The organism is Streptomyces siamensis (genome assembly GCF_039543605.1).
In the GTDB taxonomy this organism is placed as follows: domain Bacteria; phylum Actinomycetota; class Actinomycetes; order Streptomycetales; family Streptomycetaceae; genus Streptomyces; species Streptomyces siamensis.
In genome coordinates, this window is the sequence record NZ_BAABKB010000033.1 from 86,455 (window position 1) to 101,530 (window position 15,076).

Genomic DNA, 15,076 nt, shown 5'->3' on the forward strand with positions numbered 1-15,076 from the left:
GGTTCCCGAGCCCAGATCGGGCAGTTGCTCAGCCGATGCCGAGCAGCCGTCCGACGAGCGCCGTCATGAGCGCCGCCCGCTGCGGCATCGCGGACAGGTCGGCGTACTCGCCCGGGGCGTGGGCATGATCCCCGACCGCGCCCAGCCCGTCCAGGGTGGGCACCCCGAGCCCGGCGGTGAAGTTGCCGTCCGAGCCGCCGCCGACCGCAGCGCCGCGCAGGGGGGCCAGCCCCAGCGCCCGGGCCTCCTGCGCTGCCGCGGCGAACAGGTCCGCCGAATGGGAGGCCTCCAGCGCGTACCGGTTGACGCCGCCGTCCAGTTCCAGGGCGGCGCCGGCGGCCACGGGCTCCAGTTCGCGCAGGACGGCGTCCACCCGTGCCAGCTCGGCCGCGGTCCAGGCCCGCACGTCCACCTGCACCGAGGCCTGCTCGGGAACCGTGTTCATGGAGGAGCCGCCCGACAGCACGGTCGGGGTCACGCTGGTGCCCACGGTGGAGTCGCCCAGCGCGGCGATGCGCAGCACCTGGCGGGCGACCTCGATGGTCGCGTTGATGCCCTTCTCCGGCTCGAGTCCCGCGTGCGCCGCCCGCCCGCGGACGTCCAGCCGGTAGGTGCCGATGCCCTTGCGTGCGGTCTTCAGCGCCCCTGCCGCGCTCGGTTCCGGCACGAGCACGGCCCGGCAGCCGCGGGCGGTGTCCTCGATCAGCTTCCGCGAGGACGGGGCGCCGATCTCCTCGTCGCTGGTGAGCAGGACGGCGACGCCCTCCGACGACGGCAGCAGCCGCAGGGCCGCGAACATCTGCACGATGCCGGCCTTCATGTCGAAGACACCGGGGCCGGTCGCCACATCACCGTCCACCGTGAACGGCCAATCCGCGAGCGTGCCCGTCGGCCACACCGTGTCGAAGTGGCCGAGCACCAGCACGTCGCCGTCACCCGAACCCGGCCACAGCAGATGAGGCCGGCCTCCCAGCTCCAGCCGCCTGGGCGCGCTTCCCAGCGCCTGCGCGCCGAGTTCCGCGACCAGGTCCGCACACGCGTGCAGGGCCGGCAGGTCCGAGGAGAAGGACTCCTGCTCCACCAGCTCCGCGAGTTCGGCCCGCATCCGTGGCGCCTGTGAGGCGGCCGCGGCGAGCAGCGCGGTGTGCTTCATCCCGCCACCGCCGCTCCGGCGGCTCGCTCGCCACGGCCCGCGCGCAGCACGCGACCTCGCCGCTCACCGGTGAACTCCCCGGAGTCCACCACGACATCCCCGGCCAGCACCACGAAGGGGATGCCCGTCGGCCTGGCGTCGGGCACGGCGTAGGTGCCGTCGTGGCCGACCTTCTCCGGGTCGATGACGCACAGGTCGGCGACGGCACCGGGCCCCAGCCAGCCCCGTGCGGCGAGGCCGAACTGGGCCGCGCTCGCCGAGGTCGCCTTGCGGACCGCCTCCGGCCAGTCCACCACTGCCTCGTCCCGCACGTAGCGGCCGAGGAAGCGTGGGAAGCAGCCCCAGGTGCGCGGATGATCCAGCCCGGTGGGCATGCCATTGTCCGAACCGATGCCGATGAGCGGATCGGCCATCATCGTCCGCATGTCCGACTCGGCCATCATGGTCGGCACGATCATCGCGTTCACGTCGGCCGTGATCAGCGCGCACAGGGCCTCCCACGCGTCGCCCTCTGCGCCGACCTGCGCCAGGGTCCGACCGACGACCCCGGTGTCCCGGTGACGGGTGATCAGTACGTCGGCCGGCGTCACCTGGCGCCAGAGACCCGCCGCCATCGCCCGCGCCGGATCCTCGGCCCTGGCGCGCAGCCGAGCCCGCTCGGCCGGGTCGGCCATCCGGGCCAGCAGCGCCTCGGCGCCTCCGGCGAGCGCCTCGGGGGGCAGCATCGCGTGGAGCATGGTGCCTCCGGCGAGGTAGGGGTACAGGTCGCCGCGGACGTCCACGCCGGCCACCCGCGCCGCGTGCAGCTTTCCCAGGAGCATCGAGGACTTGCCGTGGTTGGGCCGGCCGGCCGCCTTGCAATGGGAGATCTGCACCGGGATGCGTGCTCGCCGGCCGATCTCGATCGCCTCGTCCAGCGCGTCCTCCAAGGCGTCGCTCTCGTCCCGCATATGGGTCGCGTACGGGCGTCCCCACCGGTGGGCGACCTTGCCGAGTGCCACCAGTTCCTCGACGTCGGCATACGCCCCGGGTGTGTAGATCAGACCGCTTGAGAAGCCGACGGCTCCCGCGGCGAATGCCTCGTCCGCCAGCGTGCACATGGCTGCCAGCGCCTCGGGGGCCAGCTGCCGGCGCATGCCGTTGGCGGTCAGCCGCAGCGTGTGGTGCCCGACCATCACGGCCATGTGGTTCGTGGGACCGGCGGCCTCGATGTCGTCGAGGTACGCGCCGAAGGAGCGCGCCGTGTACGCGGCCCCGGCCGAGAGGTCGCCGTACAACGCCTGGGCCTCCTGCGCGGCCGCGTCGTCCATCGGGGCGGCGGAGTAGCCGCAGTTGCCGACGATCTCGGTGGTCACGCCCTGGAGCAGCTTGAAGGGCTGGGGATCGGACATCATCGGGACCATGTCCGAGTGGCTGTGGGGGTCGATGAACCCTGGCGCGACCACCATCCCCGCGACGTCGATCTCCCGCCGTGCGGGCCCCAGATCATGGCCGACCGCCATCACACGGTCGCCCGTGACGGCGACGTCCGCCCGCATGCCCGGGGAGCCCAGGCCGTCGTGGACGGTGCCCCCGCGCAACTTCAGCTCGTACACGCCTGTCTCCTCACTGTTTTTGCCTGCGCACGGCAGTCTCGCCGGAGGCCCGCACCCTCACCTCGTCCTCCGCGACCAATCCGGTGCGGCGATCATGTGCCCCCGCACATGTCCGCGCCGGGTGCGGCGTGCGATCGTGAGCGGCATTGGAAGGACGGAACGTGACGACCCCTTACGCACATCCCTCCCTGGCGCGGATAGTCGACCTGCTCGGGACATCCGCCGCCCGCCTGCTCGCCGCGCCGGCGGGATGTGACAACCCGGTGACCGGGCACAGCGTCCTGGACGTCACCGAGGAGGAGGGGCAGGCCCACCGAGGGGCGATCCTGCTGGCCGTCGGTATGCGTCCCGACGCCACGGCCCTCCTCGACGCCCTGCCCGCGCTCGGCCGGGCGGGCGCCGCGGCGATCGCTCTCAAGACCCGCGGGGCGGACACCGGCCCACTGGTGGAGGCCGCCACCGCCGCCGGGATCGCTGTGCTCGCCGTCGCCGACGTCATTCCCTGGCGGCACGTCGACGCGCTGCTCGCCGCCGCCGCGGGCAACTCCGGGCAGGACGCGCCGGGTTTTCCCTCGGCCGCCGCCGTGGGTGACCTGTTCGCCCTGGCCAACGCCGTGGCGGCCATGGTGGGCGGCGCCATCACCGTCGAGGACCCCCAGCAGCGGGTCCTCGCCTACTCCAACCTCCCCGGCCAGCCGATCGACGACGCGCGCCGTGACACGATCCTCGGGCGCCAGGTGCCCCTGGACGACCACTACATGCGGATCTACCGGCGGCTGTGGCGCGCGCCCGGCGCCGTCCGGATCGGCGACGCCTCACCGCTGGCCCGGCTCGCGGTGGCGGTCCGGGCGGGCTCCGAACTCCTCGGCTCCATCTGGGCGGTGGAGTCCGGGACCCCATTCTCTCCCGAGGCCGAGCAGGCACTCACCGAAGCCGCCGGGGTGGCCGCGCTCCACCTGCTCAGGCTGCGCCGCGCCACGGAGCTGGAACGCCGGGCCCGCGGCGAACTGCTCCGCTCCCTGCTCGCCGGCAGGACCCCGCCCGTGGCCAGGTTCGGCATCGACTCCGGCCGGATGACGGTGCTCGCCCTCGAACTGCCCGCCTCGTCCGGCGCTCCGGCCGACGTCCTCGGGCTGCAGGTCGCGGACCTGGTGACCGCCTGCGCCGAGACGTTGACCGCCTCCGCCTCCTGTGTGGTCGAGGGACAGGTCGTCTACGCCCTGCTCCCCCTTCCGGAGGACGTGCCGCAGGCACGGGTGGCGTCACTGGCCGAGACCGTCATCACCCGCTCGGAGGAGTCGCTGCACACCCGGCTGCGGGCCGGCATCGGATCCGCGGTGGCAGACTTCGCGGACGTACCGCGCTCGCGCATGGAGGCGGACCGGGTCCTGGCGGTTCTCGCCGGCGAACCACATCGCGCCCACGTGGCTTCCATCGAGGACGTACGCTGCCAGGCGATCCTGCTGGAACTCGAAGAGACCATCGCCGACAACCCGCGGATCCGACTCGCCTCCGTCACCGCCATGCTGAACCATGACGCGGAGCGGGGGACCCGGTACGCCGAGACCCTCCTCGCATATCTCGACGCCTTCGGTGACACCACCGTCGCGGCGGACCGTCTGCACATCCATCAGAACACCTTCCGGTACCGCATCCGCCGGGTCGGGGAGCTGTTCGGTGTGGACCTCGGGGACGCGGACGAACGCCTGGTGCTCTGGCTGCAGTTGCGGCTGCTGGTCTCCGAGGGCAGAGCAGCGCCGACCGTCGTCGGCCCCCACCAAGTCCCCGGCCGGGATTGATCTGCTGCGACGAAGCACTGGCCCGCTGATGCAAACAGAGTGAGGGGGTGGCTACTTCACCCTCGGCAGCCCTCACGGGCGCCGCACCCGACGCGCCGGACCGGGCGGCGGCCGCCGCGGCGGCCGCTCAGGCCCGTGCCCGAGTCGATGTGCGGGAACTGACCGACATCCCTGCGCTGAGAAGCGCGGCCCTCCTGTTCGCGGACATCTGGAACACCGACCGGCCCCCGATCAACACCGACGTCCTGCGGGCACTCGCCCACGCCGGCAACTACGTGGTGGGCGCCTTCGACGGCGAGGAACTTCTCGGCGCGTCCGTCGCCTTCCTCGGTCTGCGTGACCGGCCGACCCTGCACTCCCACATCAGCGGCGTCCACACCGGCGCCCAGGGTCGCAGCATCGGCTTCGCGCTCAAACTCCACCAGCGCGCCTGGGCGGCCCGCCGTGGGATCGAGAGCGTGACCTGGACCTTCGACCCGCTGATACGGCGCAACGCCCATTTCAACCTGGTCAAACTCGGTGCCCGGGCGACCGAGTACCTGACGGACTTCTACGGCGACATGACCGACGGAATCAACGCAGGCCAGCAGAGTGACCGGCTCCACCTCACCTGGCCACTGCTCGCGCCCCACGTCATCGATCTGCTCGACGGCGTCCCGAGCCGCCGAGCCGCGGAACCCGATGCCGCCCGCGCCGAACCACGGCTGGTGCAGGGCCCGGACGGCGGCCCCGAGCCGCACCTCAGCGACGCCGAGGCCCAACTGTGCTGGATCCCCCCGGACATCGAGGCCGTGCGCCGAGAGGACCCCGCCCGTGCCGCGCACTGGCGGCTCGCGCTGCGCACCGCCCTCACCGGCGCCCTCGCCGAGGGCTACGAAATCCGGACCTGCACCCGGTCCGGGCACTACCTACTGACTCGGAGGAACCCGTCGTGAAGATCACCGGATGCGAACTGCGGCGTGTACGGCTGCCGCTCGTCGAGCCGTTCCGCACCTCGTTCGGCACCGCGCACGCCCGCGAGTTGCTGCTGCTGCGCATGGACACCCCCGACGCGGAGGGCTGGGGCGAGTGTGTGGCGATGAGCGACCCGCTGTACTCGGCGGAGTACTGCGACGGTGCCGAGCACGTCGTCAAGCACTTCCTCCTGCCCAGGCTCGCCGCGGTTCCCGAGGTGTCCGCCGCCCATGTCGCGCCGCTGCTCGCACCGGTCAAGGACCATCGCATGGCGAAGGCGGCCGTGGAGATGGCCGTACTCGACGCCGAACTGCGCGCCGCCGGCATGCCCTTGGCCCGCTACCTGGGCGCGGTGCACGACAGGGTCCCGGCCGGTGTCTCGGTCGGAATCATGGACTCGACCGACCGGTTGCTCGACGCCGTGGCCGGCTACCTGGACGCCGGGTACCTGCGCGTCAAGCTGAAGATCCAGCCCGGCTGGGACGTGGAACCCGTCCGGGCCGTGCGGGAACGCTTCGGCGACGAACTGCTGCTCCAGGTGGACGCCAACACCGCGTACGCCGTCGCCGACGCACCCAGGCTCGCCCAACTGGACCCGTTCGGGCTGCTGTTGATCGAGCAGCCGCTCGCCGAGGACGACGTGCGCGGACACGCCGAACTGGCCAGGCGCATCCGCACGCCCGTCTGCCTGGACGAGTCGATCACCTCGGCGCGCGCCGCGGCCGACGCGCTGGCCATCGGGGCCTGCTCCATCGTCAACATCAAGCCCGGTCGCGTCGGCGGCTACCTGGAGGCCCGGCGCATCCACGACGTCTGCGCCGCCATGGGAGTCCCCGTCTGGTGCGGGGGCATGCTCGAGACAGGCATCGGCAGGGCCGCCAACGTGGCGCTCGCCGCGCTTCCCGGCTTCGTCCTGCCGGGCGACACGTCGGCGTCGGCGCGTTACTACGCCCAGGACATCACCGCGCCCTTCGTCCTGTCCGACGGGCACCTGCGGGTGCCTGACGCACCCGGTCTCGGTGTCGAGGTACAGCTCGACGTGCTGGAGGAGGTCACGGTCTCGCGCGAGTACGTGAGCCTGGAGTCCCTGCATTAGGCCCCGGGATGCGGGCCCGAAAACCTCCGGCAGCCGGATCCCGGGGATCCGGCTGCCGGAGGTGCTCGCTACGGGTCGGTGCGCGGCCGTACCCGGGCGTCGAACGTCGCCCGGGGTGGTCAGTCGGTCGGCTGCGCCGCCCGGATGCAGTCGACGGCGGCGCGGGCCACGGTACCGATGACGGCGTCGGCCGGAGGGTTCGCGTAGGCCAGCGAATCGGGGCAGGTGAAGACGGCGACGGCGTACCGGCCGCCGTCCGGGTACTCCACCACACCGACCTCGTTGCGGACGAAGGGCAGGGTCCCGGTCTTGCCCGCGACGGCCACCCTGTCGTCCGGGAAACCGCTGCGCAGCCGGTGCGGCCAGACCTGCAGTCCGAGGATGCGGCGCATCGCCGCGCAGGCCTCGGGCGACGCCGCCCGGTCCCGCCAGATCATCGAGAGGAGGGTGGTGATCGATCGGGGTGTTCCCCGGGTCGCGGTCGGGATGTGCAGCACGCGGGAGGCTCGCAGTCGCGCGACTTCCGTATCACTCAGGTCGAGCACGTCGGCGCCGCCGAGTTCTTCGTCGAACGCGTCGTAGATGTCCCGGCACGTTCCTTCCAGCCGGACCTCCTTCAGTCCCAGCCCGCTCATCCTGGCGTTGATGGCGTCGAGGCCGAGCAGGTCGCACAGGACGTCCGTCGCCGCGTTGTCGCTCACGCTGATCATCCAGTAGGCCAGGTCGCGCAAGGAGACGTCGACCGGGTCGAGCATGACCGACAACCCGGTCGGCCCGGGCGAACGGCCGGTCGCCCGGACATGCACGCGGCTGCTCAGGTCGACCGTGCCCTCGTCGGACCGGGCGTGCAGCTCGACCAGCACCGGGATCTTGCAGACACTGGCCAGGGCCACCGGGTCGTCCGCCCCGTACTCGAACTGCACCCCGCTGTCGATGTCGACGGCGTGGACGACGCCGCCGGATCCGGCCGCCGCGAACGCGTCGGCAACGGTGCGCCGCACCTGCTCCGGATCGGCCTGTGCCCTGTCGCCTCCGCCGGGCGGGCTGCCGACCTTCGTCCCGCTCTCCTCCATGGCCGTGGCCCCTTCCAGGATGTCGTGTCAACTCCGAGGCGCCCCATTCATGTCATCCGTACCGGCAACGAGCAGAAGGAGGGCGCGGAAGCAGCATGGGCACCCAGGGAGGGCCGCGTCTTCGTCGACGGCGACAAGGTCGGCGGTTGCGATGCGGTGGGTCGGCCCATGGCGCCGGTGGCCTCCGCAGGGGCAGGTGGGGAGCGAAGGTGTGGATCCGGCTTTGCGTGCGGGCAACGCAGGTTCGTCGGGTCAAGGTCTGGCCCTGCCCCAGGAAACGGAGCACGCATGTCGCGGAGCCTCGGGACGGTGATGTGCGGGTGTCACCGAGAGTCGGGCGACACCTGCCGCCGGGACAGGGACAGCCTGCGCCGCTCTCGGTCGACCTCCGTGACCACGACCGTCACCTCGTCGCCGACCTCGACGACATCCTGTGGACCTGCCACCGGCGTCCAGGCGAGCTCATCAAGATGGACCAGTCCCTCGATGCCCTCGGCGACCCGGACGAAGACGCCGAACGGAACCAGCTTGGTGACCTGCCCCCGCACAGATTGACCAACCGTCAATGCCTGCCAAGGATCGGGCTGTGTCCCTTTCAGGGACAGTCTGGCCTCGCCGTTCCATGTGTCGAACTGGAGGAACTCGCACGAGACGCGTTGCCCGACCTGAACGACGTCCGAGACCGTTTCGATGCGGCGCCAGGACAGTTCAGGAATCGTGATGAACCCGACGCCGGGGAAGACCGGATGCTCGGGTCCGTCGTCCAGCGCCACGAACACACCGAACCGCTCGATGGCCGTGACCGTGCCGGAAAGGATCTCGCCGCTCTGACGTGCTTTCAGGAAAGCCCACAGTTCCGGGTTCTCGGCGGCGGTCATCGCCAGCCGGACATGCCCCTCGTCCAGATCAATGGCGATCGCCTCGGCGCTGACCCGGTGACCGACCTCCACGGCCACAGACTGATTCCAACTCCACGAGACGTCCAAAGGCCAGACGACCCCCAGCGGGCGTGCCGAGTATCCGTCCAGGGTGACCGTCACCCCCTGAGACCGCGTCACCTCTGCGACGGTCCCGCTGCAGAGATCTCCGATGCGGATTCCCGCCAAGAACTCCCGACAACCCGGATCCTCCGACGCCGCCCCCATGCCGTCCAGCCTCTCATGAAGAGTCGTGCGCCGGCTCGGCGACGGTGTCTCATGAGCGGCCCGGCCCGGTCGGAACACCCGTACCCGGGCTGCCGTTCCGGGGCCCCGTGAGCACGAGCGATGCGCTCCGAGGTCCTCGGCCCGAGTGGACTGCGCGTGGCTGTGTGTCCGTCCGACGGCACCGCTCGTCGGAGCAGGGATCTTCGTCCTGGTGCGGTCCCGGGTGCGGACGGCACCTCCGATGCCCTGCCCGCTGTGCGAGCGGCACTCCTGCCAGGTCCCGGTCCGCCCGACGGCTGCGCAGTCGTCGCCGCGTCCCCGCGCCGACCGCCGCGGCCGATGGCCGGAGCCGAGGGTTCCATGGCCCGTCGACCGGCCATCGGTGCCCACGACAGGGCGGTTCGTACTGAGCGTGCGCGCCGGGGACCGATTCCGGTCCGGGTGCACACGGTCCACACGTCCGAACGTCCGAGAAAGGCCTACTGCGATGTCCGACTCGACTCCTCTCCATCTCCGCGAGCTCGCGACGACCTCCGCCTCCACCCCGGTGGCGAAGTCTCGGCCGGAGTTCCTGATCGCGCTGGGCCTGGCCGCCGGTCCTGTGGTCGCGCTGGGCTTCACCCGCTTCGCGTACGCGCTCCTGCTGCCCGCCATGCGTGAGAAGCTGCACTGGAGCTACGCCTCCGCGGGCGGCATGAACACCGCCAACGCCCTGGGCTACATCATCGGCGCCGCCACCGCGGCGTGGTGGTCCCGTCGCTTCGGCGCCCGGGCCGTGTTCCTGTGGTCCATGGTCATCAGCGCCCTGGCCCTGCTGGCCTCGGCGTCCACCGGGGACCTCGCCGGGCTGGCCGTCCTGCGGTTCGTCGGCGGCCTGAGCACAGCGATCACCTTCGTGGTCGGCTCGGCGCTCGCCTCCCGCGTCCACAACGGTGGCCACCAGTCCCGCTCCGCGGCTCTGGTGGGCGTCTACATGACGGGCGTGGGCATCGGTGTGGTCCTCTCCGGCGTCGTGGTGCCCGCGGCTCTCACGGCCTGGGGCGTCTCCGGCTGGCAGGCAGGATGGCTGCTGATGGGCGTACTCGCGCTCGTGGCCGTCACTCCCGCCGTCTGGGCCTCGCGCCACGTGCCCGAGGCGACCGGCGCGGCGGCCGCCCAGCGCGGCAGGGCCGGCCTGAAGCTGCTCGCACCGACCTTCGCCTGGTACGTCCTGTTCGGCGCCGGCTACGTCTCGTACATGACCTTCGTCATCGCCCTGCTGCACGGCCAGGGCATGAAGACCTGGGGTACGGCGACGTTCTTCATCGTGCTGGGGGCCGCTTCCGCGGTCGCGACCCTGTTGGTGTGGGGCCGGCTCATCGGCCGGCTGCGCGGCGGCACGGCCCCGGCGCTGGTGTCCGTCGTCGTCCTGGTCGGTGTGCTGCCGGTGCTGCTGTGGCACGGCACGGTCGCCGCGATCGTCTCGGCGGTCGTCTTCGGCGGTTCGTTCATGGCCGGGCCCACCGCCGTCACGGTGCTCGCCCGCCGGATGCTGCCCCAGCACGCCTGGACGTCCGGCATCGCACTGCTGACCGTCGCCTTCAGCGTCGGCCAGGCGGTCGGTCCGCTGATCTCCGGCCTGCTGTCGGACTCCTCCGGCGGCATCGCCAAGGGCCTGTGGCTCTCCGTGGTCCTGCTGGCCGTCTCCGCCGCCGTCGCCCTCGTGCAGCGCGAGCGCGGTGCCGCCGAGCACCGGCACCAGGACGCCCCGACCCTCGTTCCCGTTCCCGTTCCCGTTCCCGTCCCCGTTCCGGCCGACCGGTCCGCCGCAGAGCGATGACCGGCCCGCAGATCCAAGGAGTTCCCGCCATGTTCGACCGCATCCTCGTCGCCGTCGACGGCACCGCTGCGTGCCACAGTGCCGTCGAGACCACCGCCGAACTCGCTTCGCTGACCGGCGCGACCGTACGGGTCCTGCACGTCGACACCTCCGACGTGGTCTACGACACCGTGGTCGAGCTGGAGGACGACCCGACCGCGCACCGGACCCTGCAGGACGCCGTTTCGGCCCTGCAGCAGGCGGGTGTCGAGGCGGACGGCGAACTGCTCGACGGGCTGGTGTCCGACGTGGCACCCGCCATCGAGGAGGCCGCGCAGCGCTTCGACGCCGACCTGATCGTCGTCAGCCCGCACCACCGTGGCCGCCTCGCGTCCTGGTTCACGCCGAGCGTCAGCGACGCCATAGCCCACTCCAGCGGGACGGCCGTACTCCTCGCACCTGGAAGGAACTGACATGCCCACCCGCGATGTGCTGGTCACCGAGCGGGCGGGCATGGCCCGCTCGGTAGCCGTCGGCCCGCACCGGATCGCTGCGGACGAGCCGGTGCCGGTCGGCGGTGACGCCGGGCCGAACCCCTTCGAGTTCGTCCTCGCCGGCCTGGGGACGTGCACCTCGATGACCCTGCGGTTGTACGCGGACCGTCATGGGTGGCCGCTGCGCGACGTCCGGGTACGGCTGCGGTTCGACGGTCCGGCCGTCGTGCGCGAGATCGTCCTGGAGGGGGACCTCGACGACGAGCAGCGACGCAGACTGATGTCCATGGCCGAGCGCTGTCCCGTCCACCGGATGCTGAGCTCGGCGATGCCGATCACCACCGTGGCCGCCGGGAGCGGCGGGCAGAGCGCCGAAGCGGCGGACACCGCGCAGGGGTAGTGGCGGGCGGCCCGGTGCTCCAAAGGGCCGCCCCAGCCGCACACCCTGGAAGGCCGACGCCCACGATGCGCCAGATCATCCTCGTCCGGCACGCGGAGACCGCGTGGAACTGGCCTGGGCGCTTCTACGCCGGGCAGTACGGCCCCATCCTGACGCCCGCGGGCGAGAGCGAGGCCACCCGGGGTGACCGCACGGCCTGACTAGGTGCTCGACTGCTGCCGTCGCCTGCTCGCGGGAGGCAGCGACGTGGTGCTGGTGACCCACGGCAGCCTCATCCGAATCCCGGCCGCCCACCGCCCGGTGACTCGGCCAGCCCTCCGCCGCGGGCACACACCTGGCTCTGCGCACCGTCACAGGCCGTCGCCGTGGCCGGCCGTGCCCGAGTCGTTCTCCCCGCTCCTGTTCCTCTCTCAGCACGTTCGCCATGCCGACGAGCGCCGACGCCATGGGTGAACGCGCACGGAAATTGGGCGAGTTGTTCCCCGTCAGCCCGATCTCCTCGGCGTAGGGGCCCACGAGGTCGGCGTGCGGAAACATCTTGCCGAAGGCGTGCCCGGCCCGTTCCAGGCGACCGCTGCGGGCAAGGACGACCCCGTGGGGACGCCGAGAGGCTCAACGCGCCCTCGCTGCCCCGCAATCCACCGGCGTACGAAGGGGCATCAGGACGGCTTTCGCCTTCTCGACGACACCCAGGTCGGAAGCTTGAGGGGATCGCCGAGCGGTCGCGCTAGTCCGCGCGGTGCGGGCGGGCGTCCTCGTCGCCGAGCAGCCGGTCCGCCAGCCCGGTGAGTGTGACGACGCGGCGTACCGCGACACTCGCCGGTGCCACGCGGAAATCGCGTCCCTGCCGGTGGCAGAGCGCTTGCGCGTCCGCCAGCGGGCGGACTCCTGCCGCGTCGATGAAGGCGAGCCCGGCCGCGTCCACCGTTATGCATCCGGGCTGCCCGACGCACAGCGCCAGCACGGACGTCAGGGCGGGAGCCCCGGCGATGTCGAGCTCGCCCTCGAGCCGGACGAGGGCACCGCTGCTGCCGCTCGACAGGGTGATCCGCAAATGGTCCGGGATCTGGACCGGGACCGGCGACGACTTTCCGTGCACCAGGTGTGAGAGGTGCGGAAAGGCCGGGAGCAGGCCGGGGACAGTGTCGATCACGGTGGAACTCACGGACTTCCTCTAGGTAGTTCGGCATGTTCGGCGGCGCCCTCTCGGGTGTGGCCGCTCACCAGTCCCAGCCTTCTTGCTCTCCGACCACCAGGCATCGGCCGCTGCGCTGATTCACCGGCTCACTCGCGAGGATGAGGGCGGTTCAGCGCCTCCGCCGCAGTGTCCTGCCGCGCGGTCATCCCATGGCGACGCGCTCCCCCAGGGGAAGCACCGCGCGGACGACGAAGCCTCCTTCGGGACGTGGGCCGACGTGCAGGGTTCCGCCCACTGCGGCCACACGCTCGCGCATCCCCGCCAGGCCGTGCCTGCCGCCGACCGGCAGTGCGGTCGTCTCGCCACCGACGGCTCGTCCGTCGTCGCGCACGGTCACCGTCAACGCCTCGTCCCCCCAGCGGAGGGCCACGGCCACGCGGGTGAACCCTGCGTGCTTGAGGCTGTTGGTCAAAGCCTCCTGCACGGTCCGGTAGGCGGTGAGTCCGGTTCCCGCCGACACCGGACGGGGCGTGCCGGCCGAAGTCCACTCCACGCGCAGTCCGGCCTCACGCACGGCGCCCAGCAGGCAGGGAATGTCCGCGATCCCGGGTTCCCGCGTCTCCTCCGGCCCGGAACCCTCCTCGGCGCGAAGAACGTCCAGCAGGCGGCGGAGTTCGACAACGGTGGACCGGCCTGTCTCCTCGATGGTCTCGTGCAGTGCGCGGATCTTGCCGGAGTCGCGCTCCCGGACCCGCCGCGCGGCCGCGGCCTGGATCACGATGAGGCTGACGTTGTGGGCCACGATGTCGTGCAGTTCCCGGGCGATCCGGGCGCGCTCCTGCGTGACGGCCGTGCGCGTCCTCGCCCGATGCTCCCGTTCCGCGGCGGCGTACGCGAGCGTCCCCGCCGTCGTGGCCCGGCGCACCCGCAGGGGACATCCCGTGGCCCATCCGATCGCCGCCGCGCCCAGAGCCGTCACGATCAGGCCCAGAGACGTGGTGGCGCCGCCGAGCGGTCGAGACAGCAGGAGCACGACGGCAGCGCCCGCCAGGGACAGGGCGAGCAGTGCAGCGAGGGTGGGAGGGGGCACGCGCCACCGTGCGAGCGCGGGTCGGCCACTGGTCTCGTCCGTCACAGCGTCAGTCTTGGAGTCGGCCGTGGAGTCCGCCATGGAGTCGGTCATGGTGACAGTTCCTTCCCGCGCCGCAGCGTGTCCCGGTCGAATCCCGGACAACGTGTCGCACCGCTCGGCGCTGTTCGGGAAAAGCGTCGGCGGACCCCGCTCATTTCCGGACAGAGCCACCTCTACCGGATCCGAGGCAATCACGTCCGGATGCGCGTGGCCGTCCCCGACCGTCAGCCTCCGGCCCCGGGCACACGCTCCACGGTGTGGGCGCTGCGTGTGGTGCGGAACCGCGCACGGTAGGCACCAGGGGTGACGCCGAGTCCGCGCTGGAATGCGCGGCGCAAGGTCTCCTCGGAACCGAAGCCGGAGCGCCGGGCGACGACGTCCAGAGAGTCGCTGCCGGACTCGAGCAGCGCCTGGGCCGCCTCGATCCTGATCTGCTCCACGAAGTGAGTGGCGGTCGTGCCGAGTTCACTGCGGAAGAGGCGGGTGAGCTGGCGCACGCTCACTCCCGTCCGACGGGCCAGGGCGTCCAGGCTGTGGTCGCCGGCCGGGTCGGCGGTGACCGCGTCGAGAGCCGCCCGCAGCGTCTCGTGCCGGGGCTGCCGCGCCGCTTGGCGGACGCTGAACTGCGATTGCCCTCCGGGGCGCGCCATGAAGACGACCAGGTACTTCGCCGCCGCTCGTGCCACCACGGGCCCGAAGTCCTCCTCGACGAGGGAGAGGGTGAGATCGATGCCGGAGGTGACGCCTGCCGACGTGATGGTCTTGCCGTCCCGGACGAAGATCGAATCGCGATCGACATCGATCGCGGGGAAGTGTTCCGCGAGTTCCGCCGCGAGGCACCAGTGCGTGGCCGCGCGGCGTCCGTCCAGCGCTCCGGTGGCGGCGAGCGGGAACGCGCCGGCGCACACCGAAGCGACCCTGCGGGAGGGCTGCAGCAGGCGGCCGATCCCGGCGATGAGCTCACGATCGGCCACGGCCGCCCGCCAGTCGAACCGCCCGGGGACGATCAGTGTGCCGATCCGGCCGGAGACCTCTTCGAGGGCCGTGTCCGCGACGAGCCTGGCCCCGGCCGTGGTGTGCACGTCCCTGCCACGGCAGGAGGCGGTGAGCAGCCGGTAGTCGGCGCCGTGATCGTTGGCCGAGGCGTACACCTCCAGGGGGCCGGTGACGTCCAGCAGCTGGACCCCGTCGAAGAGCACCATCACCACCGGGTGCGGACGACGCCGTCCCGTCCGACCTTCCATGACCACAGCCTCCGCCCGCTGCCTCTTCCGGGCAAGGCGGGCACGGGCTGCCGTA

General features: G+C 71.9%; 14 protein-coding genes. 7 read left to right on the plus strand and 7 right to left on the minus strand.

The features are described 5' to 3' along the window. Window positions 1–28: 28 nt before the first annotated feature. The gene (locus tag ABEB03_RS35125) at window positions 29–1,153 is read right to left on the minus strand and encodes a M20 family metallopeptidase (protein ID WP_345656934.1); all 1,125 of its coding nucleotides are present in this window, start codon (window positions 1,151–1,153) and stop codon (window positions 29–31) included. Beyond that, a complete protein-coding gene (locus ABEB03_RS35130) occupies window positions 1,150–2,748 on the minus strand; it encodes an N-acyl-D-amino-acid deacylase family protein (RefSeq protein WP_345656935.1) in 1,599 nt (532 codons plus the stop codon). Before ABEB03_RS35130 ends, ABEB03_RS35125 begins: the two co-directional genes overlap by 4 nt. A 161-nt stretch (window positions 2,749–2,909) precedes the next feature. Here ABEB03_RS35130 and ABEB03_RS35135 point away from each other — a divergent pair, with 161 nt between their 5' ends. The 3 genes from ABEB03_RS35135 to menC are packed head-to-tail and all read left to right on the plus strand — an operon-like array spanning window position 2,910 to window position 6,597. Then, window positions 2,910–4,547, plus strand: a complete 1,638-nt coding sequence (locus ABEB03_RS35135; protein WP_345656936.1) for a helix-turn-helix domain-containing protein — start codon at window positions 2,910–2,912, stop codon at window positions 4,545–4,547. A 47-nt stretch (window positions 4,548–4,594) separates the two neighbouring features. Continuing rightward, a complete protein-coding gene (locus tag ABEB03_RS35140) occupies window positions 4,595–5,482 on the plus strand; it encodes a GNAT family N-acetyltransferase (protein ID WP_345656937.1) in 888 nt (295 codons plus the stop codon). Then, a complete protein-coding gene (menC, locus tag ABEB03_RS35145) occupies window positions 5,479–6,597 on the plus strand; it encodes an o-succinylbenzoate synthase (protein WP_345656938.1) in 1,119 nt (372 codons plus the stop codon). Before ABEB03_RS35140 ends, menC begins: the two co-directional genes overlap by 4 nt. Before the next feature lie 119 nt (window positions 6,598–6,716). Here menC and ABEB03_RS35150 read toward each other — a convergent pair whose 3' ends face one another. Both ABEB03_RS35150 and ABEB03_RS35155 read right to left on the minus strand, forming a co-directional pair. After that, entirely contained in the window at window positions 6,717–7,670 is a 954-nt protein-coding gene (locus tag ABEB03_RS35150; RefSeq protein ID WP_345656939.1) for a serine hydrolase, read from the minus strand. Window positions 7,671–7,993: 323 nt separating this feature from the next. Beyond that, window positions 7,994–8,626, minus strand: a complete 633-nt coding sequence (locus tag ABEB03_RS35155; RefSeq protein WP_345656940.1) for a S1 RNA-binding domain-containing protein — start codon at window positions 8,624–8,626, stop codon at window positions 7,994–7,996. 676 nt (window positions 8,627–9,302) lie between these two features. Here ABEB03_RS35155 and ABEB03_RS35160 point away from each other — a divergent pair. The 4 genes from ABEB03_RS35160 (at window position 9,303) to ABEB03_RS35175 (ending at window position 11,707) form a co-directional block, all read left to right on the plus strand. Then, window positions 9,303–10,634, plus strand: coding sequence for a YbfB/YjiJ family MFS transporter (locus ABEB03_RS35160; protein WP_345656941.1), 1,332 nt, complete (start codon window positions 9,303–9,305; stop codon window positions 10,632–10,634). A gap of 29 nt (window positions 10,635–10,663) precedes the next feature. Continuing rightward, window positions 10,664–11,086, plus strand: coding sequence for a universal stress protein (locus tag ABEB03_RS35165; RefSeq protein ID WP_345656942.1), 423 nt, complete (start codon window positions 10,664–10,666; stop codon window positions 11,084–11,086). Window position 11,087: 1 nt separating this feature from the next. Then, entirely contained in the window at window positions 11,088–11,507 is a 420-nt protein-coding gene (locus ABEB03_RS35170) for an OsmC family protein (protein WP_345656944.1), read from the plus strand. 65 nt (window positions 11,508–11,572) lie between these two features. Then, the gene (locus ABEB03_RS35175) at window positions 11,573–11,707 is read left to right on the plus strand and encodes a histidine phosphatase family protein (protein WP_345656945.1); all 135 of its coding nucleotides are present in this window, start codon (window positions 11,573–11,575) and stop codon (window positions 11,705–11,707) included. Window positions 11,708–12,234: 527 nt separating this feature from the next. Here the strand turns inward: ABEB03_RS35175 and ABEB03_RS35180 are convergent. The 3 genes from ABEB03_RS35180 to ABEB03_RS35190 all read right to left on the minus strand — a co-directional run bounded on the left by ABEB03_RS35180 (window position 12,235) and on the right by ABEB03_RS35190 (window position 15,021). Then, window positions 12,235–12,672, minus strand: a complete 438-nt coding sequence (locus ABEB03_RS35180) for an STAS domain-containing protein (RefSeq protein WP_345656946.1) — start codon at window positions 12,670–12,672, stop codon at window positions 12,235–12,237. A gap of 175 nt (window positions 12,673–12,847) precedes the next feature. Beyond that, the gene (locus ABEB03_RS35185; RefSeq protein WP_345656948.1) at window positions 12,848–13,828 is read right to left on the minus strand and encodes a sensor histidine kinase; all 981 of its coding nucleotides are present in this window, start codon (window positions 13,826–13,828) and stop codon (window positions 12,848–12,850) included. Window positions 13,829–14,001: 173 nt separating this feature from the next. Then, window positions 14,002–15,021: a GlxA family transcriptional regulator gene (locus ABEB03_RS35190; RefSeq protein ID WP_345656949.1), complete on the minus strand. Its 1,020-nt coding sequence runs from the start codon at window positions 15,019–15,021 to the stop codon at window positions 14,002–14,004. Window positions 15,022–15,076 lie beyond the last annotated feature (55 nt).